Origin of the sequence: Pseudomonas rhizozeae (genome assembly GCF_031583775.1) — a bacterium.
Lineage (GTDB): Bacteria > Pseudomonadota > Gammaproteobacteria > Pseudomonadales > Pseudomonadaceae > Aquipseudomonas.
In genome coordinates this window covers 26908-47501 of the sequence record NZ_JAVLSB010000035.1, presented here as the reverse complement: position 1 = coordinate 47501, position 20594 = coordinate 26908, and the positions used below count along the sequence as shown (strand labels likewise).

19 protein-coding genes are annotated in these 20594 nt (G+C 61.9%); 7 read left to right on the top strand and 12 right to left on the bottom strand.

What is annotated here, in order from left to right; all coding sequences use genetic code 11:
* Positions 1-84: 84 nt before the first annotated feature.
* The 3 genes from RG836_RS11120 to RG836_RS11110 form a co-directional block, all read right to left on the bottom strand.
* Complete coding sequence (locus RG836_RS11120) at positions 85-4092, bottom strand: RCC1 domain-containing protein (RefSeq protein WP_310845405.1); 4008 nt, start codon at positions 4090-4092, stop codon at positions 85-87.
* A 230-nt stretch (positions 4093-4322) separates the two neighbouring features.
* Positions 4323-4718 (bottom strand): YbaN family protein, encoded by a 396-nt coding sequence (locus tag RG836_RS11115; RefSeq protein ID WP_310845403.1) that lies wholly within the window; start codon positions 4716-4718, stop codon positions 4323-4325.
* A gap of 7 nt (positions 4719-4725) precedes the next feature.
* Positions 4726-5313 (bottom strand): YecA family protein, encoded by a 588-nt coding sequence (locus RG836_RS11110; RefSeq protein WP_310845402.1) that lies wholly within the window; start codon positions 5311-5313, stop codon positions 4726-4728.
* Positions 5314-5605: 292 nt separating this feature from the next.
* Here RG836_RS11110 and recQ point away from each other — a divergent pair, with 292 nt between their 5' ends.
* From recQ to RG836_RS11090, 4 genes are all read left to right on the top strand, one after another.
* Complete coding sequence (gene recQ / locus RG836_RS11105) at positions 5606-7732, top strand: DNA helicase RecQ (RefSeq protein WP_310845401.1); 2127 nt, start codon at positions 5606-5608, stop codon at positions 7730-7732.
* Positions 7733-7850: 118 nt separating this feature from the next.
* Positions 7851-8285 carry a MarR family transcriptional regulator gene (locus tag RG836_RS11100; protein WP_310845400.1) on the top strand — a complete coding sequence of 145 codons (435 nt, stop codon included), beginning with the start codon at positions 7851-7853 and terminating at the stop codon, positions 8283-8285.
* Between the two features lie 126 nt (positions 8286-8411).
* The gene (locus RG836_RS11095) at positions 8412-10292 is read left to right on the top strand and encodes a motility hub landmark protein FimV (protein ID WP_310845398.1); all 1881 of its coding nucleotides are present in this window, start codon (positions 8412-8414) and stop codon (positions 10290-10292) included.
* A 63-nt stretch (positions 10293-10355) separates the two neighbouring features.
* On the top strand, positions 10356-10643 hold the full coding sequence (locus RG836_RS11090) for an Rdx family protein (protein WP_310845397.1): 288 nt from the start codon (positions 10356-10358) through the stop codon (positions 10641-10643).
* On the opposite strand, the gene RG836_RS11085 is transcribed toward RG836_RS11090, so the two are convergent.
* Positions 10637-11530 carry a DMT family transporter gene (locus RG836_RS11085; RefSeq protein ID WP_310845396.1) on the bottom strand — a complete coding sequence of 298 codons (894 nt, stop codon included), beginning with the start codon at positions 11528-11530 and terminating at the stop codon, positions 10637-10639. The genes RG836_RS11090 and RG836_RS11085 overlap by 7 nt on opposite strands.
* Positions 11531-11694: 164 nt before the next feature.
* Between RG836_RS11085 and RG836_RS11080 the strand changes: the two genes are divergently transcribed.
* On the top strand, positions 11695-12510 hold the full coding sequence (locus RG836_RS11080; RefSeq protein WP_310845394.1) for a UDP-2,3-diacylglucosamine diphosphatase: 816 nt from the start codon (positions 11695-11697) through the stop codon (positions 12508-12510).
* A gap of 37 nt (positions 12511-12547) precedes the next feature.
* Here RG836_RS11080 and RG836_RS11075 read toward each other — a convergent pair whose 3' ends face one another.
* Together RG836_RS11075 and RG836_RS11070 are read right to left on the bottom strand one after the other, a co-directional pair.
* On the bottom strand, positions 12548-13138 hold the full coding sequence (locus RG836_RS11075; protein ID WP_310845393.1) for an HD domain-containing protein: 591 nt from the start codon (positions 13136-13138) through the stop codon (positions 12548-12550).
* Between the two features lie 118 nt (positions 13139-13256).
* Positions 13257-13568, bottom strand: coding sequence for an Mpo1-like protein (locus RG836_RS11070; RefSeq protein ID WP_310845392.1), 312 nt, complete (start codon positions 13566-13568; stop codon positions 13257-13259).
* A 159-nt stretch (positions 13569-13727) separates the two neighbouring features.
* On the opposite strand from RG836_RS11070, the gene RG836_RS11065 reads away from it, so the two are divergent.
* On the top strand, positions 13728-14789 hold the full coding sequence (locus tag RG836_RS11065; RefSeq protein ID WP_310845390.1) for an AraC family transcriptional regulator: 1062 nt from the start codon (positions 13728-13730) through the stop codon (positions 14787-14789).
* Here the strand turns inward: RG836_RS11065 and RG836_RS11060 are convergent.
* Entirely contained in the window at positions 14746-16200 is a 1455-nt protein-coding gene (locus RG836_RS11060; RefSeq protein WP_310845389.1) for a TrkH family potassium uptake protein, read from the bottom strand. The two genes, RG836_RS11065 and RG836_RS11060, sit on opposite strands and share 44 nt — an antisense overlap.
* 121 nt (positions 16201-16321) lie before the next feature.
* Here RG836_RS11060 and RG836_RS11055 point away from each other — a divergent pair, with 121 nt between their 5' ends.
* Positions 16322-16888 (top strand): NAD(P)H nitroreductase, encoded by a 567-nt coding sequence (locus RG836_RS11055; protein ID WP_310845388.1) that lies wholly within the window; start codon positions 16322-16324, stop codon positions 16886-16888.
* Positions 16889-16997: 109 nt separating this feature from the next.
* Here RG836_RS11055 and RG836_RS11050 read toward each other — a convergent pair whose 3' ends face one another.
* The 5 genes from RG836_RS11050 to RG836_RS11030 all read right to left on the bottom strand — a co-directional run bounded on the left by RG836_RS11050 (position 16998) and on the right by RG836_RS11030 (position 20594).
* On the bottom strand, positions 16998-18338 hold the full coding sequence (locus tag RG836_RS11050) for a sensor histidine kinase (protein WP_310845385.1): 1341 nt from the start codon (positions 18336-18338) through the stop codon (positions 16998-17000).
* A gap of 166 nt (positions 18339-18504) precedes the next feature.
* Positions 18505-18957 carry an LTXXQ domain protein gene (locus RG836_RS11045; protein ID WP_310845384.1) on the bottom strand — a complete coding sequence of 151 codons (453 nt, stop codon included), beginning with the start codon at positions 18955-18957 and terminating at the stop codon, positions 18505-18507.
* A gap of 131 nt (positions 18958-19088) precedes the next feature.
* Positions 19089-19766: a response regulator transcription factor gene (locus RG836_RS11040; protein WP_310845383.1), complete on the bottom strand. Its 678-nt coding sequence runs from the start codon at positions 19764-19766 to the stop codon at positions 19089-19091.
* Between the two features lie 7 nt (positions 19767-19773).
* Positions 19774-20184, bottom strand: a complete 411-nt coding sequence (locus tag RG836_RS11035; RefSeq protein WP_310845415.1) for an SH3 domain-containing protein — start codon at positions 20182-20184, stop codon at positions 19774-19776.
* Between the two features lie 110 nt (positions 20185-20294).
* Complete coding sequence (locus RG836_RS11030) at positions 20295-20594, bottom strand: YciI family protein (RefSeq protein ID WP_310845382.1); 300 nt, start codon at positions 20592-20594, stop codon at positions 20295-20297.

The following is a 20594-nucleotide window of genomic DNA, read 5'->3' as shown; positions in this document are numbered from 1 at the left end:
TGCGGACGAGCGGTTGGTGATGTTCATCACGCGGCGTACCGCGGCTCGCTGCCCTGATCGGACAGCGAGCCGCAGCAGGCTGGTTCAGTGTTCCATCAGCCAACGGCTGGCTTGCAACGCCAGGCCTCGTGTGGCGGGTGTGGCGTGATACGACACCTTGCCCGCCAGTCGGTCTTGCACCGCACTGCTGTCGCCACCACCGCCGTCGTGGCCCCAGGTCACGACGCGACCGTCGACGGTCAGCGCGGTGAACCCGTGGGTGTTGGCGTAAAGCGCGCGGACGTCGCTCAACTGGTCGATCACCTTGGCGGTACTGCCGCCTACCGCTTCGTTGCCCCAGGCGACGACCGTGCCGTTCTTGCGCAGCGCCGCGAAAGCCTGGGATGAACCGACGACCTGGACGATGTCGTCGAGGGTGGCAATGTCCGCAGGCACGTTGCCGCCTTCAGCGGGAGTGCCCCAAGCCACGACATGGCCGTTACCCCGGCGGGCGGCGAAGGCGCGCCAGGTGCTGCTGACTTCGACGATATCGGTCAAGGTGCCGATCAGTGGGTCGACGGTGCCGCCGCAGGCGGGAGTGCCCCACGCCACGACTTGCTCGGTTGCGCGCCGGGCGACAAAGGCCTGGGTGTTGGCGCAGCTCAGCTCGATGATGTCGGTCATGGCGGCGATATCGTCCGGTACCTTCGCGCCATAGTTTTCGTGGCCCCAACCGACAATCCTGCCGTTGGCTCGGTAGGCGGCGAATGCGCCGCTGCTGCCCAGCACTTCGCGGATGTCCGTCAGCCCCCCAATGTCGTCAGGCACTTTGGCGCCATGGGTTTCCAGTCCCCAGGCCACCACCTGACCGACGTCTCGGATCGCGGCAAACGCCGAGCCGGCTGCGACGATCTGTTGAATGTCTCTGAGCCCACCAATACCTTCCGGGACCTTGCCTCCATTGGCTTCTGTGCCCCAGGCAGAAACACTGGCGTTTTTTTTCAGCGCGGCGAAGGCCGTGCTGTTGCCGACCACCTGTGCGTAGTCGAGCGTCGCCGGCGTCGGCGTGGTGCCTCCCGTGGTCGGGGTGCCCCAGGCAACGACCGCCCCGTTGGCACGTCGGGCGGCGTAGGCACTGCCGGTGCAGCTGACTTCGACGACGTCGTCCAGAGTGATGATCGTGGAGGGAATAGTGGCGCCGTGCGCGGCGTTTCCCCAACCCGTCACATCGCCCACGTCACGATGCGCGACGAAGGCGGCAGTCCCGGTTATCGTGGTGTCATTGCCGTTGCCAATGATATTGGCCGGGTTGAGCGTGACCAGATCGTCTGCCGTGCGGACCCGCAACGGTAGATGCGGCGCGGTGTCGCGCCAGGTGGCAGCGGTCTGCCAGGTGTCGTCCCCTTCGTATTGCCATTCGGCCTGCAAGGCCTGGCCGGTGGCGGCATTGAAAGCGCTCAGCATTCGCGAGGCGCCGGAAGCGCGGGAGGTGCTGCGATTGAAGCGCGCGCCCATGATCTTCAGTTGACCCGAACCAATCACCTTGCGCACATCGTAGACCGCCGGCAATGACGGACCGTCAGTGGCCCCGGTTTTGCGCTTGATGGTGTATGTCAGCGACACGGTTCCGCCGTCATTGGCGTTGACCACGGCGTAGGGGATTTTGATGACATCCAATTCTTTGTCTTGCTGACTTGCCAGTACGGTATGCGGGTAGGACTGAGTGGTCTTGCCATCCCATTGCACGATCACTTCATCATCGGTTTTCAGCTCGGCCGATGCCCCGATCACCACCGTGGCACCATTGGGATAGACGCCGTCGGGATTCAGTTGGTCGCCCTTGGCTTCCCGGATCCACGGCACGGGCAATCGCACGTTTTGCTGCTCGACGCGCAGGGTGTAATCCTCGCCAAGCGCCTCGCCGCCCTCGGACAATTCCACCCGGTAACTGAGGGTGATGGTTTTGTTGCGACTGTTCAGCACGGTGGAAAAGGGCACCGTGAACTCGACGGGTTTGCCCTTATCGCTGCTTGTCACGGCCTTATCCTGCTCGTGCGTGACTAACTCGTCGGTAGACTGCCACTTCATATAGAAATGGTCGCCGACGTTTTCTTCCCGGTTGGCGGAAATCTGCACGGTGGCGCCGCTGGGCGCGTTGGCCGGATCGAGTACACCGTCGGGCGCCTGCAGTACTTTGGCCGGCGGTAGCAAGGCGCCCTCCGCTGTGCCGATGATCATGGTCAGCGGGTTCGAGTAGCTGGTCTTGCCTGTTTCTGCGCGCAGGATCTCGTAGCGCACGGTGACCTGCTTGCCGCGATTGGGCTCGATGTGCTCAGCGACGAATGCTGTGGTGAGCGTAAAGGGCACATCTCTGTCCGCGATCAGGGCATTGAGCGTGACAGAGTCCGTTTTGAGTCCGCTCACCTCACCTGACCAAAAGTAAGTGACCTTGTCTCTGGCTTTGGTCGGCACGGTGATGGGTCTGGGCGCAGTCAGTTTACTGGCGCCGTTGGGCAGATCGTCCGGCTCCAGTGCGCCGTCTTGCTCTCCCAGGACGATCGGTTTGACCAGCTCGTACTGAGGCTCACCGACGTTCAGCAGTGGCGCATGCCGGGAACTGCGCGTAATGATTTCACCGTCGTCGTCAACGCTCAGCAAGTTATAAGACAGGTCCAATGAGCCGCCTTCCAGCGTTTTCAAGTGCCAGCCATCGACCGTGATGAAGAGGTCTTCCTTGGCCGCTTCATCATCATTGCTCACAACGTACGGCTCCAGCGCTGGATCATGGGTGCTGCCGTCAGGTCGCGAACCCAGCCATTTGAGTTCGATCACCATGCCCGCTTTCATCACCGGGTCAAACGGAATGCGAATTCTCGTGCTAGGCAGGTCGGGGTCAATGGCGCCGTCCAGTGCGTCCTCTGCAAGGGGCGCGTCCAGGCGTTTGGCTTCGCCGACGATGTTGACGAAGCGGGTTTTGGAACGGTTTACGACGCTGCCGTTGCGTTCCACCTCATAGGAAATACTGGCTTGGGATTTGGCCAGGGCGCGCACATCCTGGTTGAGCAGATATCCATCGAGAACCAGTGGGGGCTCCTTTGTGATCACCTCACGAACGCGGGATTCGAACGTGCTTCCAGTTTGCGTGACACCCCTGAGGGTAATGATGATGGTGTCGTTCAGCGCAAAATCCACATCGCCACCATGGTTCACCGCCCAGACCTGGATATGCACGTCGTCATCACCCAGGGCATCCAGGTCGAGAACATTGCCATTGGCTTGATCGACGACCGGCGCTTCAAGCCGCGTGTTGCCGGTGTCCACTTCGATACGGGTTTCTTTGCACCAGTCTTCGGATTCGTTGTGCACCAGGTCCCGAATCATGAACGTCACTGCCAGGCCCTCAACGCCCGTGTCTCCCGCGTCACTGATGGTTTTTGCATCGACTGTGATGAGGATCGGGTTGTCGATCGGATTGCTTATTTGTTGCGCCGTCACCGGGTCGGAATAAACGAGCCATCCGCCCCAGCTCAGCTTGCAGACATCCCCCACGGCAATGTTGGGGTAAGGTTGGGACGAGCCGCTGTCGGGCTTGGCGGTGATTTTGATGTCAACGCCTTTTTCGGCGGCCTCTTTGTCCACGCCACCGTTGACGATTTCGGGGGCGATGAACATATGGAGCTCGGAATGCTGGCCTTCCACGGGATCCAGGTCCTGTCCGCCGGGCAACTCGAGCTTGACATAGAGCTTGATGGGGGGCGTCAGTGTCTCGGGGCCCTGGTTGCGCCGAGTCACCCGGTAGGTGAGGGAGTGCTCACCGGTTGTGAAGTGCCGTGGTGCGACCCATAGGGTGACGCGTTGGTCCACTTCTGTTTCTTCGCTGATGGAGTGTTGATCGACCACGTTACCGTTGAATAGCAGCTCGACCTTGTCGAACAAATCCATGGAACCCCAGGGCAGAATGTGTACCTTCAGGCCTTTTTCCGGAAAGTTGTCCAGGGCCGCTGCCTTGTTGATTCGCCATGCGCCGGAAGGCAAGTCGGGCTCTGTGCGGCCGGGAATTTCAGGTTCCAGCAACGCCAGCGGTGCGGGCTCTTTCTTTGTTTGAACGGTCATGAACGGCACTCCAGTCGAGGAATCGGTGACGGAGTGATTTAAAGTCGCGGGGAGTCGCCGTCGCTACTGTCAGATCTGACAGTAGCGACCAGTGGTTGAGCCGTCGGGTACGATGTCGGGTGTTCAGCAGACTGCTGCTCGACCGCTGCAATTTGTCCGCGGGCGGCAGTTGGCATTCGTCAACTTCCAGAGCAGCAGGGTGCCTGTTTCAGTCGGGAGTCGAGGGATGATCAGGGCTTGCGCAACGTTTTCTGCCTGAGAATGTAGACCGTCACCAGCACCGCGCTGGTCAGCATAAAGGCTCGCGCCCACGGCATCGGCACCAGGTAGCAGGAGAACAGGATGCTCGCCCACATCAGGCCGATGGCGTAGACCTTGCCCTTGAGCGGAATGCCGTTGCCTTCGAGGTAGTCGCGGATCCACGGCCCCAGGCGCGGGTGCTGCACGAGCCATTGGTAGAAACGCGGCGAGCTGCGGGCGAAGCAGGCGGCGGCCAGCAGCAGGAAGGGCGTGGTCGGCAGCACCGGCAGGAAAATCCCGATGACCCCCAGCGCCACGCTCAACCAGCCAACGGCCAGCAGCGCGTAGCGCAAGGTCGGGGAGCGGTTGACCTTGGGCTCAACCACGGCGGACTTAGTGGTGACGTGGCTTGAGGATCGCCGGTTTTTCGTCTGGCGCATTGCACAGCAGGTACAACGCGGTCAGCGCTTCGGGGATCTGCACGATCATGTCGTCCATCAGATTGGCATCGGCGGCGATGTCGGAGAACTCCGGTTGCTCGTCGAACAGGCCGGAACCGACCATGATCGGCAGAAGCATTTCGCTGACTTCGTCTTCGGCGGTTTCGAACCAGGCCGCTTCGCGCAGGAACACACCTTCCATAAAACCGATGCACCAGCCGCGCAGGTCGGAATCATCCGGCTCTTCGCCGAGGTCGAGGTCGCACGGCAGCTCGAATTCTTCATCGGCGGCCAGTTGGCGGGCGATGTGGGCCTTGAGCAGGATCAGCGTTGCTTCGATCGATTCGCGCTGGGCGTCGTCGGCGTAATGCGGCTCTTCGGCAAACAGCGCGTCGATCCACTCACGGTCGGGAACGCTTTCCGAGCAGATCGACAACGCAGTCAGGTAGCCGTGGGCGGCCACGTAGTCCAGCGCCTCGTCATGCAGTTCATCAGCGTCGAGGAAAACTTGCAGGCGGGTTAATTGCTCAGCGAAGGACATTAAAGGGCTACCTTGGGGGAATAAACAATGCGGGAATTCTAGGCCTTCTTGAGCGCTCAGGCCAGCCGCGAGGCAGATTTGCCCTTCAAGCGCCGCTTTATCGAACTTGGTTGCAGGAGCCTTAAGTCTTATCAGCGGCACCCTTTGCAGCAGAGCGCTCGGGTATACTCCCGCGTTTTGCGATGCCCTGGGGGCGCCGCGGCAGTCGTAATGCTCACTTACGATTTGCCCGTGCAGCCTCGGCGCTGGTGTACCAGCCTTGCAGGGATGTTTCGGTGATTTTGGAGTTTTTATGCTCGAACAGGCTCAACGCGTCCTCAAGGACATCTTCGGCTACGACAGTTTTCGTGGCCGCCAGGGTGCAATCATTGAGCGCGTGGCCAATGGCGGTGACGCCCTGGTACTGATGCCGACCGGCGGCGGCAAGTCGCTGTGTTTCCAGGTTCCGGCGCTGTTGCGTGAAGGCCTGGCGGTGGTGGTATCGCCGCTGATCGCGCTGATGGACGACCAGGTCGCCACCCTGGAAGAGCTGGGTGTCGCCGCCGCCGCATTGAACTCGACCCTGAGCGCCGAGCAGCAACGTGACCTGGCGGCGCGGATCAAGCGTGGCGAAGTGAAAATGCTCTACCTGGCGCCTGAACGCCTGGTGCAGCCACGGATGCTGGCGTTTCTGCAAAGCCTGGAAATTGCCCTGTTTGCCATCGACGAAGCCCACTGCGTGTCGCAATGGGGCCACGATTTCCGCCGCGAATACCTGCAACTGGGGCAGTTGGCCGAGCTGTTCCCCAATGTCCCGCGCATTGCCCTGACCGCCACCGCCGACAGGCGCACCCGCGAAGAAATCGTCGAGCGCCTGCAACTGAACAACGCCGAGCGCTTCCTGTCGAGCTTCGACCGGCCGAATATTTTTTACCGCATCGTGCCCAAGGAACAACCGCGCAAGCAGTTGCTGGCGTTCCTCACCGAGCGGCGCAGCGACGCCGGCATCGTCTATTGTCTGTCGCGCAAGAAGGTCGATGAAGTGGCGGTGTTCCTCAGCGAACAGGGCTTCCCGGCGCTGCCGTACCACGCCGGCCTGCCCAATGAAACCCGCGCCCATAACCAGAAGCGCTTCCTCAACGAGGAAGGCCTGATCATGGTCGCCACCGTGGCGTTCGGTATGGGCATCGACAAGCCCAACGTGCGCTTCGTCGCGCACCTCGATTTGCCGAAATCCCTGGAAGCCTATTACCAGGAAACCGGTCGCGGCGGTCGTGATGGCCTGCCGGCGGACGCCTGGATGGCCTACGGCCTGCAAGACGTGGTGATGCTCAAGCAAATGCTGCAAAGCTCCGAAGGCGACGAGCGTCACAAACGCCTGGAACAGCACAAACTCGACGCCATGCTCGCGCTGTGCGAAGAAACCCGCTGCCGCCGCCAGACCCTGCTGGCGTACTTCGACGAAGACATGCCGCAACCCTGCGGCCACTGCGACAACTGCGTCGATGGCGTGCAGACCTGGGACGCTACCGAACCGGCACGGCAAGCACTGTCGGCCATTTATCGCACCGGCCAGCGCTACGGCGTCGGCCATCTGGTGGAAGTGTTGCTGGGCAAGGACACGGAAAAGGTCCGCTCGGCCGGGCATCAGCACCTGGCGGTATTCGGCATCGGCAAGGACCGCGCCGAAGGCGAATGGCGCTCGCTGTTCCGTCAACTGGTGGCCCGTGGCCTGGCCGACATTGACCTCGAAGGCTACGGCGGCCTGCGCCTGAGCGACAGCTGCCGGCCGCTGCTCAAGGGTGAAGTGAGCCTGGAACTGCGCCGCGACCTCAAGCCGCAAACCACCGCCAAAAGCAGTAAAAGCCAGGCGAGCCAACTGGTGCGTGGCGAAGAGCGCGAACAGTGGGAAGCACTGCGCGCCTTGCGCCGCAAACTCGCTGAAGAACACGGCGTGCCGCCTTATGTCATCTTCCCCGATTCGACCCTGCTGGAAATGCTCCGCAGCCAGCCCGGCACCCTGGCCGACATGGCGCGGGTCAGCGGCGTGGGCGCGCGCAAGCTCGAGCGCTATGGCGAGGCCTTCCTCGAAGTGCTCGGCGGCCAGGCCGAGGCGCCGAAAGTGGTGGCCGACCTGCGCCACGAACTGATCACCCTGGCCCGCGCCGGCATGACGCCGATGCAGATCGCCGGCCAGTTGCAGTGCTCGGAAAAGAACGTCTACAGCATGCTCGCCGAGGCGATTGGCAAGCAGCAATTGTCTCTGGAGCAGGCGCTGGACTTGCCGGAAGACTTGATGGGCGAAGTGCAGGACGCGTTTCTCGATGGCGAAGGCGAGCTACCGCCGGTCGCGGAAATCGCCGCGTTGTTCGCTGGTCGCGTGCCGGAGGGCGTGTTGTATTGCGTCAGGGCGGCGCTGCAATCGGAATTCGAAATGTGAAGACCTGTTTCACAGATGTAACGATTCAGTACAGAGCAAGCCTTGCCTCCAGCCATAAGCCATGCTTAGCTGACTAATAATTAGTTTCACTCTATTTCAGTCTAATCATGAGTTTTTTATGCCGTTAACCGATCAACACCGTTTTGGCATGCAACTGGCGCAGATGTCCCGCGGCTGGCGCGCCGAACTGGATCGCCGGCTGGCCGGTCTGGGGTTGTCCCAGGCGCGCTGGCTGGTGCTGCTGCACCTGGCCCGTTTTGAAGAAGCCCCGACCCAGCGTGAGTTGGCGCAGAGCGTTGGCGTCGAAGGGCCGACCCTCGCCCGGTTGCTTGACAGCCTCGAAGGCCAGGGGCTCGTGCAGCGCCAGGCCGTGGTGGAAGATCGCCGCGCGAAGAAGATCATGTTGTGTCCGCCGGCGCTGCCGTTGATCGAACAAATCGAAACCATTGCCACGCAACTGCGCAAAGAATTGTTCGTCGGCGTCGACGAAGAGGATTTGCGGGTGTGCATGCGTGTTCACGGTCACATTCTGGGCAATCTGGAAAAATCTTGAGGCATAACCTCTTCCCAGACTTTTGAGATACCACGCCGGGCCGTCTATAAGAACTAGTAGGCAATATCGTGTTCGTACCGGATGTACGACACCTACTGGTGGTTGAGGTCAGTTAAAGGGATGCTCATGCTCGAGAGTTTACGGGTTGCTTTACGCCGTTGTGCCGCGCCGCTGTTGGCCGGTGGCGCGATGTTTTACTGCACAGGGGCGACCGCGCTGGGCCTGGGGGATCTCACGCTGCACTCGGCGCTGAACCAGCCGTTGCGCGCGGAGATCGCCCTGGTGGATGCCGCCGGTCTGAGCGAGGCGGATTTATCGGTGAGCCTGGCGACGGCCGATGAGTTCGGCCGTGCCGGTGTCGACCGAGTGTTTTTCCTTAACGACCTGCGCTTCACCCCGATCGTCAAAGGCAATCGCAGCCTGATCCGCGTCACCTCCAACAAACCGGTCAAAGAGCCCTACCTGAATTTTCTATTGGCGCTGAATCAGCCCAATGGCCGGGTGTTACGCGAGTTCACGGTGCTGATCGATCCACCAGGGGCGCCGGGCATTGTGCCCCTTGCCGATGAACCGCCGGCTACCGCCCAGTCTTCGGAATTCCCCAGCGTGACGCCCCCGGCACCGGCCAAACCGGCGAAAGCGCCAGCCAAAACCGTGCCCAGCCCAGCGGCGACGCCGCCGGCCAATGAGTTGGCCGCCGAACAACTGGCCGCCAGCGTGTTGCAAAACCAGCAGTTGCAGACGTCCGTCGATGAACTGAAAAAGCAGCTGCAGGATCGCGATGAGCAAATCGCCGCGCAGCAAAAAGCCCTGACGGAACTGCAAACCCGTTTGGCCGAAATCCAGCAGGCACCGCCCGCGCCGTCAGTGGTCCCGACCCCGGCCCCCGAAGCTGCCCCGGCGCCGGTAGCGCCTGTCGAGCCAGAAAGCGATTCTGGCAACGGCATGCTCCTGGCCGGGCTGCTCGCCGTGGCTTTGCTGGTGTTGCTGGGGCTAGTGATTCGCCGTCGGCGCCAAGCCTCTGCGCCGCCAATCGCGGACCCGATACCGGAGCCATCGGCTTCCCGTGAATCGGCTCTGCATGAATCCCCACGGCACGAATCGATGCTGCAACACACCACGCCGCTGCACGCCGCGCACCACTTGACCCTACACCACGACTCAACCCCCGGTGCCGACGTGCTGGAGGCGGTGGGGATTTATCTGGCTTACGGTCGGCTGTCGGAGGCGGCGGTCCTGCTGCGCGAAGGTTTGCACAAAGAGCCCGAGCGCATCGACTTGGCGTTGCAACTGCTAGAGGTGTTGGGCCGCCAGGGCGACGTCGACGGCTACAACGCCCATGAACAAAGTCTGGTGCAGGCGGGCGTTGATGCCGAAGTGCTGGCGGAGATCCGTGCGCGTTACCCAAGGCTGGCGCCGCTGCCCGCCGCTATCTCGGCGGCCGTTCCGACCGCTGCACCCATTACGCCGGTCATCGCCGCTGCGGCACCGATTGCGGCAGCGGCGGTGGTACCGCCCGCCGTGGTCTCGAGCCAGGACGACTTCCAGCTCAACCTGGATGACCTGTCAATGGATGCCAATTGGGACTTGATCAGCCCGTTCGACCACGCGCCCGCCGCTGCGCCCAAGGTCGAGCCCGCGCCGGCGTTTACCAGCAACTTGCATGTGCTGCCCGACGTCTTCGAGTTTTCCAAGGAGCCGCCCGAGGCTGAACTGGAAGAGCTGGAGTGGGTGGCCGATCCGGAGGCGCAAGCCCTCGACGACGGCTTCCTCGATGAATTCGCTGATGACCGGCAAACCCTGGAACTCGAACCGCTGTCCCTCGACACCGGAGATGATGATTTCAGCGATCTCGCTGCGGCGCCGGTCGGCAAACTCGAACAGGCGCAGACCTGCATCGACGACGGTGACATCGACAGCGCCATTGCTCTGTTGAATGAGTTGCTCAGGGAAGGTGACGATCAACTGAAGCAGACCGCGCGCAGCTTGCTGGCGGGCATTCGATAAGCTCGGAGCCGGCGCTGAAGGCGGCTATGATGCCCGGGCCTTTTTGCTCAGGAGTTGCTCGCCGTGTCTGCCCCTAAACCTGAAATTGTCATTACTTACTGCACGCAATGCCAATGGTTGCTGCGCGCCGCGTGGCTGGCGCAAGAACTGCTCAGCACCTTCGCCGAGGACCTGGGCAAAGTCTCACTGGTGCCCGCCACGGGTGGCCACTTCAGCATTACCTGCGACGGCGTGCAGATCTGGGAGCGCAAGGCCGATGGCGGCTTTCCCGAGGCCAAGGTGCTCAAGCAACGGGTTCGCGACCAGATCGACCCGCAGCGTGACCTCGGTCACAACGATCGGACTCAGTGAGACGCCGCCTCGGCGGCCACGGTTTTTTTATTTGAGCCGCCGGACAGTCGACTGGAAATCACGATCGCGAGGATGATCAGCGCGCCACCGAGCAACATGCGCACGGTGGGGTTTTCATCGAACAGCAGCCACGCCACGGTGATGCCGTAAACCGGTTCGAGGGCGAAGACCACGGCGGCGGTGCGGGCCTTGATCACCGCGAGGCTGGCAACGAACAGGCTGTGGGCGACCCCGGTGCAGAACACCCCGAGCAGTGCGATCCACAACCAGTCGATAGCGCGCACTTCGCTCAAACCCGGCGCGGCCACCGGCAACAGACACAGCGCGACTACCACGTTCTGGCACAGCGCCGCTTGCACCGGGGGGATGCGCCCCGAGCTGGCGCGGTTGGTCAGCGATAGCAGGGCGAACAGCAAACCCGACGCCACCGCCCAGAGCAAGCCAACCGTGGCACCGCTGGCCAGGTCGAAATCCGGCGTGACCAGTACCAGGCCAATACTCACCAGCACCACCAGCAGAATTTCATTGGCGCGAATGCGCTCGCGGAAAATCAGCCCTTCGAGCATCACCGTGAACGCGGGGAAACTGGCGAAGCCCAAGGTGGCGATGGCCACCCCGGCGACCTTCACCGCAATAAAAAAACTTACCCAGTGCCCGGCCAGCAGCACGCCGCTGAGTAGCAAACGGCGCCAGTCCACCGCATGCAGTTTTTGCCAACCGCTGGCGCTGGCAAACCGCATGAAAAAAGCCAGGGCCAACACCGCGAACCCGGCGCGACCAAACACGATGATGGCCGGGGAGGCCGCGGCCAGTTTGCCGAACACGCCGGTCAAACCGAACATCAGTGCGCCAATGTGCAAGGCGCCAAGGGCGGTACGGGGAGTCATTGCAATCCTTGTTCGACAGATTCAGGCCGGCGGGCAGGCCGCCAGTCTACACCGGGCTGCGGCGCTTTCGTCAGGCCGCCGGCTGTCACACGACTGACCTGCGATTGTCATGGGCCATTAACCGGCCGGGCGCAAGCTGGCGAAAACATCGCAGAGGGTTGTCCATGACCAGCGCCGAGCTCGCCAGACCCAGCCGCAAACAACGTGTGCGAACCCTGTGGATTTCCGATGTGCATCTGGGCACCCGGGATTGTCAGGCCGAGCACTTGTCGCAATTCCTCAAGGGCTACCACGCCGACAAGATTTACCTGGTGGGCGACATCATCGATGGCTGGAAGCTGCGCGGCGGCATGTACTGGCCGCAGGCGCACACCAACGTGATCCGGCGCCTGCTGACCATGGCCAAGCGCGGCACCGAAGTGATCTACGTCACCGGCAACCACGATGAATTCTTGCGCCGCTACTCCAAGCTGATCCTCGGCAATATCCAACTGGTCGACGAAGCCGTGCACGTCACCGCCGATGGCCGCCATCTGTTGGTGATCCATGGCGATCAATTCGATGTCATCACCCGCTACCACCGCTGGTTGGCGTTCCTCGGCGATTCCGCCTACGAATTCACTCTGACCCTCAACCGCTGGCTCAATCACTGGCGCGCCCGCTACGGTTATGGCTATTGGTCGCTGTCGGCGTACCTCAAGCACAAGGTCAAAACCGCGGTCAGTTTCATCAGTGATTTCGAAGAGGCCATCGCCCACGAATGCGTCAAACGCGAACTGCACGGGGTGGTCTGTGGGCACATCCATCACGCCGAGATTCGCAAGGTTGGCGAGGTGGATTACCTCAACTGCGGCGATTGGGTGGAATCCTGCACGGCGCTGATTGAGCACTGGGACGGCTCAATCGAGCTGTATCGCCTGGCGGACGCGCAGGCGCGGGAAGCGTTGCTCAAGGCTGAAAAAGTCGCGGAGTTGGCCTGACCCCGCAGACCCACAAAGAACATGACTTTCGGGACTATCAAGCCGGCGCATGCTCCTGCATCGCTGCCTTGTAGATCGAGTTCTTCGGCTGGGCAAACAGCCGTTCCATCATCGGCTCGAAGAAGCTCAGTGGCAGGGTGTCGTAGTTCGGGTCGAAAGCCGCGGCGTCGTATTTTGCGCAGAATTCGATGGTCGCCTGGTACTGCGGGTGGGCACTGAATTGCTCGCGCAGGTGGCGGTCCATGCCCAGGTAATGAAAGAAGTAGTAGCCTTGGAAGATCCCGTGTTTCTCGACCATCCACAGGTTGTCCGGGCTGACGAAAGGCTTGAGGATCGCCGCGGCAATGTCCGGGTGATTGTAGGAACCGAGGGTGTCGCCGATGTCGTGCAGCAATGCGCAGACCACGTATTCCTCGTCGCGACCGTCCCGCCAGGCACGGCTGGCGGTTTGCAGCGAGTGGGTCAGGCGATCGACCGGAAAGCCGCCGAAGTCACCCTCCAGCAATTTAAGGTGCGCGGTGATGCGCGACGGTAGCTGTTTGGCGTAGGCGCTGAAGTCTGCGGCGATGATCGCCCAGTCTTCCGGCGTGCCGTCCTGCATATGAGTGAAACGGGCACTGGCATTCATTGGCGATCCTCTTGTTCTACTTCCGGGGATGCCTTGAGTGTAGAGCTTGGATCCATGGGCGCAGTGTCTCGCCAGGCCTGCTTGGTGTCCGGCCAGGCCTGGGCGGGGCAGAAGAGGTTTAGAACGGTACCTTGCCGAGAATCATGTCGCGATACATGGCGAAATCACCCAACAAGCTGTACAGCGGATGCTGGAAAGTCGCCGGCCGGTTCTTCTCGAAAAAGAAGTGCCCGACCCAGGCGAAGCTGTAGCCGGCCAGGGGCAGCGCCAGCAGCAACAACCACGCGCCTTTGCCGATGGCCATGGCCAGAATGAAAATCACCAGGCTAGTGCCGATAAAGTGCAGGCGCCGGCAGGTACTGTCGCTGTGTTCGCTGAGGTAATACGGATAGAACTCAGCAAAGGTGTTGAATTGCTTGACGTTTTCCACGGCGACGATCTCTGTGTGAGGTGTTCTGCTGATCAGATGTTCTGCGGGGAGCTTATTTGAGTCTAGAGTGATAACTGGTAACCACCAGTGACAATAGGCGCCACTTTAGTATCCTTCGCAAATCGGCCGTGGACGCGGCTACTCAAGACAGACAACGCCATGAGCGAAAGAACGACTTCTGCAAGCTGGGCGATGGGGATTGTCAAAGCACTGGAAATGGACGGCCTGGATTGCCGGGTACTGTTCAAGCAGCTGGGGCTCGACTACGCGGCGCTGGATGATCCGGACGCGCGTTTCCCACAGGATTCCATGACACGACTCTGGCAGCGTGCGGTCGAGCTGTCGGGCAACCCGGCCATCGGCCTGAACATGGGCAAGGTGGTGCGACCGGCCTCGTTCCATGTCGCCGGGTATGCGCTGATGTCCAGCCAGACCCTGGCCGAAGGCTTCCAGCGTCTGGTGCGTTATCAACGGATCATCGCCGAAAGCGCCGACCTGAGTTTTCGCCTGCTGGCCGAAGGTTATGCGCTGATCCTGACGGTGCACGGCGATCACCTGCCTCCTACCCGGCAAAGCGCCGAAGCCTCACTGGCCTGCGCACTGGCGCTGTGCGGCTGGCTAACCGGGCGCACCTTGCAGCCGCGCAAGGTTTTGATCCAGGGCAACCAGCCGCTGGACCTCACGCCTTATAAGGAAGCCTTTCACGCACCGCTGGAATTTAACGCGCCGTATGACGCGCTGATCTTCGAGCGGGCCGACATGGAAGCGCCGCTGCCCACCGCCAATGAGGCCATGGCGTTGTTGCACGATCGGTTTGCCGGGGAATACCTGGCGCGCTTCTCGGAGAGCCGCGTGACCCACAAGGCGCGGCAGGTGTTATGCCGTTTGCTGCCCCAGGGCGAGCCCAAACGCGATACCGTGGCCCAGACCTTGCACCTGTCCCAGCGCACTTTGCAGCGGCGTTTGCAGGAGGAGGGCACCAGTTTCCAGACCTTGCTCGACGACACTCGCCGCGAACTGGCCGAGCAATACCTCGCGCAACCGAGCATGACCTTGCTGGAAATCGCCTACCTGCTGGGCTTCGCCGACCCGAGCAATTTTTTCCGCGCCTTCCGCCGCTGGTTTGACGCCACACCCGGCGAGTACCGGGTGCGTCTGCTGCAAGCGCCGCAGCGGGTCAGTGACGCCAAAACGCCGGAATACACAGCACGAACACCGTGATGATCTCCAGTCGGCCGAGCAACATGCCGAACGACAGAATCCACTTCGCCGCGTCTGGCAGGCTGGCAAAGTTACCCGCCGGGCCGATGGTCTCGCCCAACCCTGGGCCAACCCCGGACACGGTACTGGCGGCACCGGTCAGGGCGGTCATCCAGTCGACACCCAGCAGTGAGAGCAACAGGGCAATCACACAAATGGTGATGGCGAAGAAGAACGAAAAGGTCAGGATCGAGCGCACGATTTCTTCATCGAGGCGGTGACCGTTGTACTTCTGCTTGATCACCGCGCGCGGGTGAATCAATTGGTTAAGGTTGGCCTTGAGCAAAATGTAGGCGACCTGGAAACGGAAGATCTTGATTCCTCCTGCGGTCGAGCCAGAACAGCCGCCGATAAAGCCCAGATAGAAGAAGAACATCAGCGAGAAATTGCCCCACAGGCTGTAGTCCCCCAGCGCGAAACCGGTGGTGGTGACCACCGAGGTCACGTTCAACGCCACATGGCGCAATGCGTCCAGCCAATGCAACTGGGTGGTCCACCAATACCAGGTGCCGAGCACCAGCCAGGTCACCAACAGCATGCCGAGCAAACCCTGGACTTGCTGATCCTTGATCAGCGCCCGACGGTTACCGCGCAAGGTCGCGACGTACAGGGTGAACGGCAGGCTACCGAGAATCATGATCACCACCGCGACCCAGTGCACCGCCGGTTGCGGCCACTTGGCCAGGGACAGGTCGGAGGTGGAGAAGCCCCCGGTGGAAATCGCCGACATCGCGTGGTTGATCGCGTCGAACAGGCTCATGCCGGCCCACCAGAACGCCAGGCTGCCGAGGATGGTGATGCCGACGTAGGCCGCAACGATCAGGCGCGCCACCATGTGCGAGCGCGGCATGACCTTTTCCGAGCGGTCCGAGGATTCGGTCTGGAACAGCCGCATGCCACCGATGCGCAACAGTGGCAGGATCGCCACCGCCATGCCGATAAAGCCGATGCCCCCGATCCAGTGCAGCAGCGAACGCCACATCAGAATGCCCGGCGACATGTCGTCCAGGTGATTGAGCACCGTGGAGCCAGTGGCGGTGATCCCGGACATGCTTTCGAAGAACGAGTCGGTGTAGCTGATGTGCTGGGTCAGCAAGAACGGCAGCGCGGCGAAAATACACACCACCACCCAACTGCTGACGGTCAGCAGGTACATGTCCCGCGGGCGCAGGTGCACGTGCTCGGGACGGCCGGGGATGACCAGGGCCAGGCCGGCGAGGAAGGTGATCATGCTGGCCCAGAGAAACGACGGCAGGTCGCCGGTGCGTTCGAAGATGATCAGTGTCGCCATCGGCACGACCATGGCGATCGCCAGGGTGATCAGGAAGATGCCGATGATAAAACCAATGATCCGTAAGGTCGGCAACGCCATGAAGTCCGCTCGGGCTGATAGGGAAGGGCGCCATTCTACCTGCGGGGCAGGGCATGTAAACCGGCACCATCGGGACGCTTGCAGCTAGAATAGCCGCACATATTCTTCAAGGAGGTGGCCGATGCAGGCTCTCGACGCTTTGCTCAACCGTGTTTCCGTTCCACGCCTGGTCGATCCGGCACCGACCGCCGAACAGCGCGAGGCCCTGTTTGCCGCGGCGATGCGCGCGCCGGATCACGGGCATTTGCAGCCTTGGCGTTTCTTGACCGTCGAAGGCGCGGCGCGCGAGCAGATGGGCGAGTTGCTGGCCGAAGCGGCAAAACAGCAGAGTGGCGAAGTCACAGAGGCGGCCATCGACAAGGCGCGCAACGGTCCCCTGCGCGCGCCGCTGGTGGTGGTGGTCATCGCGCGCTTGCAAGAGCACGTTAAATACCCGAAGGCCGAACAGTTGCTGGCGGCCGGGTGTGCGGCTCACGGCATCCTGCTGGCTGCTTATGCGCAAGGCATCGGCGCCGTTTGGCGCACCGGAGAGCTGGCGTATTCGGCGCACGTCGCCAAAGGCCTGGGCCTGGCGGAAGGGGAGAAGGTTATTGCCTTCCTCTACCTCGGCACCCCGCAGAAAGAACCGCGAGTGGCGGAGAAAGTCGACCTGAGCGAGTTTGTCAGCGCCTGGAACGCCAAGGCCTGACGATATCGATCAAAGGTGGGAGCGAGCCTGCTCGCGAAGGCGCTGTGTCAGTCAACGTTAATATCCACTGGACTGACGCTTTCGCGAGCGGGCTCGCTCCCACATAAGGTCAGGGTTGAACGACCGCCCCCGGCACCAACGGCAATTCCAGGCTGGCGATAAACCCGCCCTGCGGATGATTGGCCAGGATCAGGCAGCCGCCATGTCGTTCCGCCGCGCGGCGGGCGATAGCCAGACCCAGACCGTGGCCTGGGGCGGTTTGCCCCGGAGCGCGGTAGAACGGCTCGCCTAACTGACTCAAATGCTCTTCTTCAACCCCAGGCCCATGGTCGCGCACGCTTATCACGATGCGCTCGCCCTGGCGCAGCGCGAGCATTTCGATCGGCTGGCCCTCCGGGTTGAAGCGCTGGGCGTTGCGTAGCAGGTTGTCCAGCGCACGTTCGATCATGGTCGGCCAGCCGCGCAGGTTGAGGTTGTGTTCGGCCTGCAGGTGCACGTCCTGTTCCGGCGAACCCAGTTGCGCGTCCTTTTGCAGGGTGATCAGCAGGCTATTGAGGTCGACCTCTTCGGCGCTGGCGTTGTCGGCGTCGACCCGTGCCAACACCAGAATCTCGCTGATCAAGGCTTCCAGTCGGTCGCATTCGCGGGTCAGGCGCGGCCATAGGCGCTCGCGTTCTTCCGGTGATGCACGCTCGGCCAGCGCCAAGGCGATACGCAGCCGGGCCAGCGGCGAGCGCAGTTCGTGGGAGACGTCGCGCAACAGTTGCCGCTGGCTGCCGATCAGACTTTGCAGACGGGCGCCCATACGGTTGAAGTCATTGGCCAACACACCGAATTCATCGCGCCGTGCCGCCAGCCGCGCCAGGCTGTTTTGCTGATAAGTGGTCTGGCCAAGATCATGCACGGCCACGCGCAAGCGACTCAGTGGCCGGGTGATGGACAGGGTCACCAGTAAGCTGAACAGGGTCAGGACTACAAGGGCGATGCCCAACGCACTCAAGGGCCAGAGCAGGCTTTCGCGGTGCCAGGCGTCAAGTTCCGGGTGCGGGATGCGGTAGATCAGCAGATAAGTGTCGCCGGTTTTTTCGCTGGTGTATTCGTCGGTCAGGCGCCGCCAGGGCAGGCGTCGATCATCGTTGTTCTGCCGGGCTTCGAACGCGGCGGCGCGGCGCGGGAAGGTGCCGCGGACCACCGGGTCGCCAGTCTCGTTGAGCACTTGCACGTCGATGTGATACTGGCGCTTGCGCTGTTCGAGGATGTCCTGCGCGGCTTCTTCGCCCTGGGCTTCGTAGGTCTGCGTCCACTGCTCGGCCAGGGTGTTAAGGCCGGGGTGGCGACTGAGTATCCAGGCGTCCTGGTTGAGCATGTGCCCCAACAGGATCGACAGCCCGGCAACCAGGGCAATGGCCAGCCAGAAACTGGCCAGGATGCGCCAGAACAATGAACGCACAGGGAATCCTCAAACAGATACAAATCCATGTGGGAGCGAGCCTGCTCGCGAAGACGGCTTATCAGGCAACAGAGACGTCGTCCGGTAAACCGCTTTCGCGAGCAGGCTCGCTCCCACTTTAAAGCCGAATCCGACGGGGTTAGCCGTCGGACCCAGGGTCACTTCATTATTGCGCTTTCTGTGGCTGTTGCGCTTTCCAGGCCTTGAACTCGGCCCATTCGGCGCGGCGCTCGGCTTGTTTCTTCTGGATCGCGTCAAACTCTTTCTGCTGTTCAGGCTTCAGCACCGCGCGGACATCGGCCTGGGCTTTCTGGTGCTTGGCGGCGATCTCGTCCTTCAAGGCTTTCTGATCGGCCGGCGACAGCTTTTCCAAGTATTTGTCGACCAGTTGCTTACGGTCGTGCATTTGTTCGCCCATGATCTTGCGAATCTGCTCGCGTTGTTCGCGGCTCAGGTCCAGTTGGCTGTAGGGACCTTTGCCGTGCATGCCGCCGTGCATCTGACCACCGTGGCGTGGGCCGTCGAGCGGGCCACCCAATGGGCCTGGACCTTCCGGCACGGCCATGGCAACGGTTGGCAGCGCGGCAGCGAACATCAGAGCGATAAGAGTCTTGCGCATGGTGTATCTCCTTGTCTCGTTCCCGGTACGTTCCGGATGAGTTCAGATTACGGAGATCAAGGTCAGCGGCGGTCAGCGGATCGTAAAGCTTGGGTAAAGACGATTTCGTACCGCGCTGACAAAACTGACAGTCACAGGCTGTAGTAATAGCCGCGACTGCGCAGCGCCACGATGCGCGGTCGGCCGTCGGGGTGCGGGCCGATCTTCTTGCGCAGGTTGCTGACGTGCATGTCCAGGCTGCGGTCGTACAGGGTCAGTTTGCGGCCGAGGGCGATTTGCGCGAGTTCTTGCTTGTCCAGCGGTTCGCCGGGCTGCTTGAGCAAGGCTTCGAGCAAACGGCTTTCGGACACCGTGAGGGTGAATTCCTGCTCGTCGATGCTGACCACGCCGCGCACCGGGCTGAAACACAGATCGCCCAGTTCCATTTGGCTGGACACCGCCGCCGGGTGGCTGCGGCGCAACACGGCGCGCAGGCGGGCGGTCAGTTCGCGGGGGTCGCAGGGTTTGGCGAGGTAGTCGTCGGCGCCGAGTTCCAGGCCGAGGATGCGATCCAGCGGTTCGCCGCGAGCCGAGAGCATCAGCACCGGCAAGTCCGGGTGATCACTGCGCAATTGCTTGAGCAGTTCCAGGCCGCTGCCGTCGGGCAGCATCACGTCCAGCACCACAGCGGCGGGGGAGGTTTCGGCCAGTGCCCGGCGGGCACTGTGGCCATCGTGGCACGCACGCACCTGGAAGCCTTCCTGGCTTAGCCAACTGCTCAAGAGCTCACACAGCTCCTGATCATCATCAATTAGTAACAGCTCGCTCATGTCTCACTCAATTTAGCCATTGTCGACGTTTTCGACTTGCCCCACTGGCGAAGATACCGCAGAGCAAAGCGATTAGCGCTACTCCACCGCCGGTGACGAACCACTGCTGCTGGTCGGTCAGCAGACGCGGGCTGGTGCTGGCCTGGGCTTCCTTGAGTTGCAGCTTGAGCCGCTGGTTCTCTTGGCGCAACCGGCTCAACTGAGCACTTTCCCGTTCGCTGTCGGCGTTTTGCAGTTGCTTGTTCAGTTCTTCCCGTTGCTGCTCGCTGGCTTTCAAGCGTTGCTGCAATTCGTTGATCTGGCTGCCGGCGCTCAGCGACAGCGGCGTCGAACTGCCACCAGGGGCGCTGTCTTCACCGTGGGCGGGGGCCACGACCAACAACGTCAAGCACATCAGACACAGCGGACCCTTGCGCATCATGACTCCAATTTCCAATCGAGTTATTGGGCATGTTGTCGGCAGGCGAACGGAAATAATGAGCGATTGAGAGCACGATGAACCGATAAAGGTTCATCGTGACAGGGCGTTTACGGCAGGACTTGCTTGAACGGCTTGACCGAGACGTTGGCGTAGACGCCGGCGGCGATGTACGGATCGGCGTCGGCCCAGGCCTGGGCGGCGCTCAGGGACTCGAACTCGGCGACGATCAGGCTGCCGGTAAAACCCGCGGCACCCGGATCGTTGCTGTCCACCGCCGGGTTGGGGCCAGCAAGCACGATGCGGCCTTCACCCTTGAGCGCTTGCAGGCGCTCCAGGTGCGCCGGGCGAGCGGCGAGGCGGGCTTCCAGGGAGTTGGCGACGTCTGTGGCAACGATGGCGTAGAGCAT

Bases quoted from the DNA above. Each gene is read 5' to 3' on its own strand.
- RG836_RS11065 (WP_310845390.1), top strand. From the start codon at position 13,728: ATGAGCGAAAGAACGACTTCTGCAAGCTGGGCGATGGGGATTGTCAAA.
- RG836_RS11040 (WP_310845383.1), bottom strand. From the start codon at position 19,766: ATGAGCGAGCTGTTACTAATTGATGATGATCAGGAGCTGTGTGAGCTC.
- RG836_RS11080 (WP_310845394.1), top strand. From the start codon at position 11,695: ATGACCAGCGCCGAGCTCGCCAGACCCAGCCGCAAACAACGTGTGCGA.
- RG836_RS11075 (WP_310845393.1), bottom strand. From the start codon at position 13,138: ATGAATGCCAGTGCCCGTTTCACTCATATGCAGGACGGCACGCCGGAA.
- RG836_RS11055 (WP_310845388.1), top strand. From the start codon at position 16,322: ATGCAGGCTCTCGACGCTTTGCTCAACCGTGTTTCCGTTCCACGCCTG.
- RG836_RS11095 (WP_310845398.1), top strand. From the start codon at position 8,412: ATGCTCGAGAGTTTACGGGTTGCTTTACGCCGTTGTGCCGCGCCGCTG.
- RG836_RS11120 (WP_310845405.1), bottom strand. From the start codon at position 4,092: ATGACCGTTCAAACAAAGAAAGAGCCCGCACCGCTGGCGTTGCTGGAA.
- RG836_RS11030 (WP_310845382.1), bottom strand. From the start codon at position 20,594: ATGCTCTACGCCATCGTTGCCACAGACGTCGCCAACTCCCTGGAAGCC.
- RG836_RS11060 (WP_310845389.1), bottom strand. From the start codon at position 16,200: ATGGCGTTGCCGACCTTACGGATCATTGGTTTTATCATCGGCATCTTC.
- RG836_RS11100 (WP_310845400.1), top strand. From the start codon at position 7,851: ATGCCGTTAACCGATCAACACCGTTTTGGCATGCAACTGGCGCAGATG.
- recQ (WP_310845401.1), top strand. From the start codon at position 5,606: ATGCTCGAACAGGCTCAACGCGTCCTCAAGGACATCTTCGGCTACGAC.
- RG836_RS11035 (WP_310845415.1), bottom strand. From the start codon at position 20,184: ATGCGCAAGGGTCCGCTGTGTCTGATGTGCTTGACGTTGTTGGTCGTG.
- RG836_RS11045 (WP_310845384.1), bottom strand. From the start codon at position 18,957: ATGCGCAAGACTCTTATCGCTCTGATGTTCGCTGCCGCGCTGCCAACC.
- RG836_RS11085 (WP_310845396.1), bottom strand. From the start codon at position 11,530: ATGACTCCCCGTACCGCCCTTGGCGCCTTGCACATTGGCGCACTGATG.
- RG836_RS11110 (WP_310845402.1), bottom strand. From the start codon at position 5,313: ATGTCCTTCGCTGAGCAATTAACCCGCCTGCAAGTTTTCCTCGACGCT.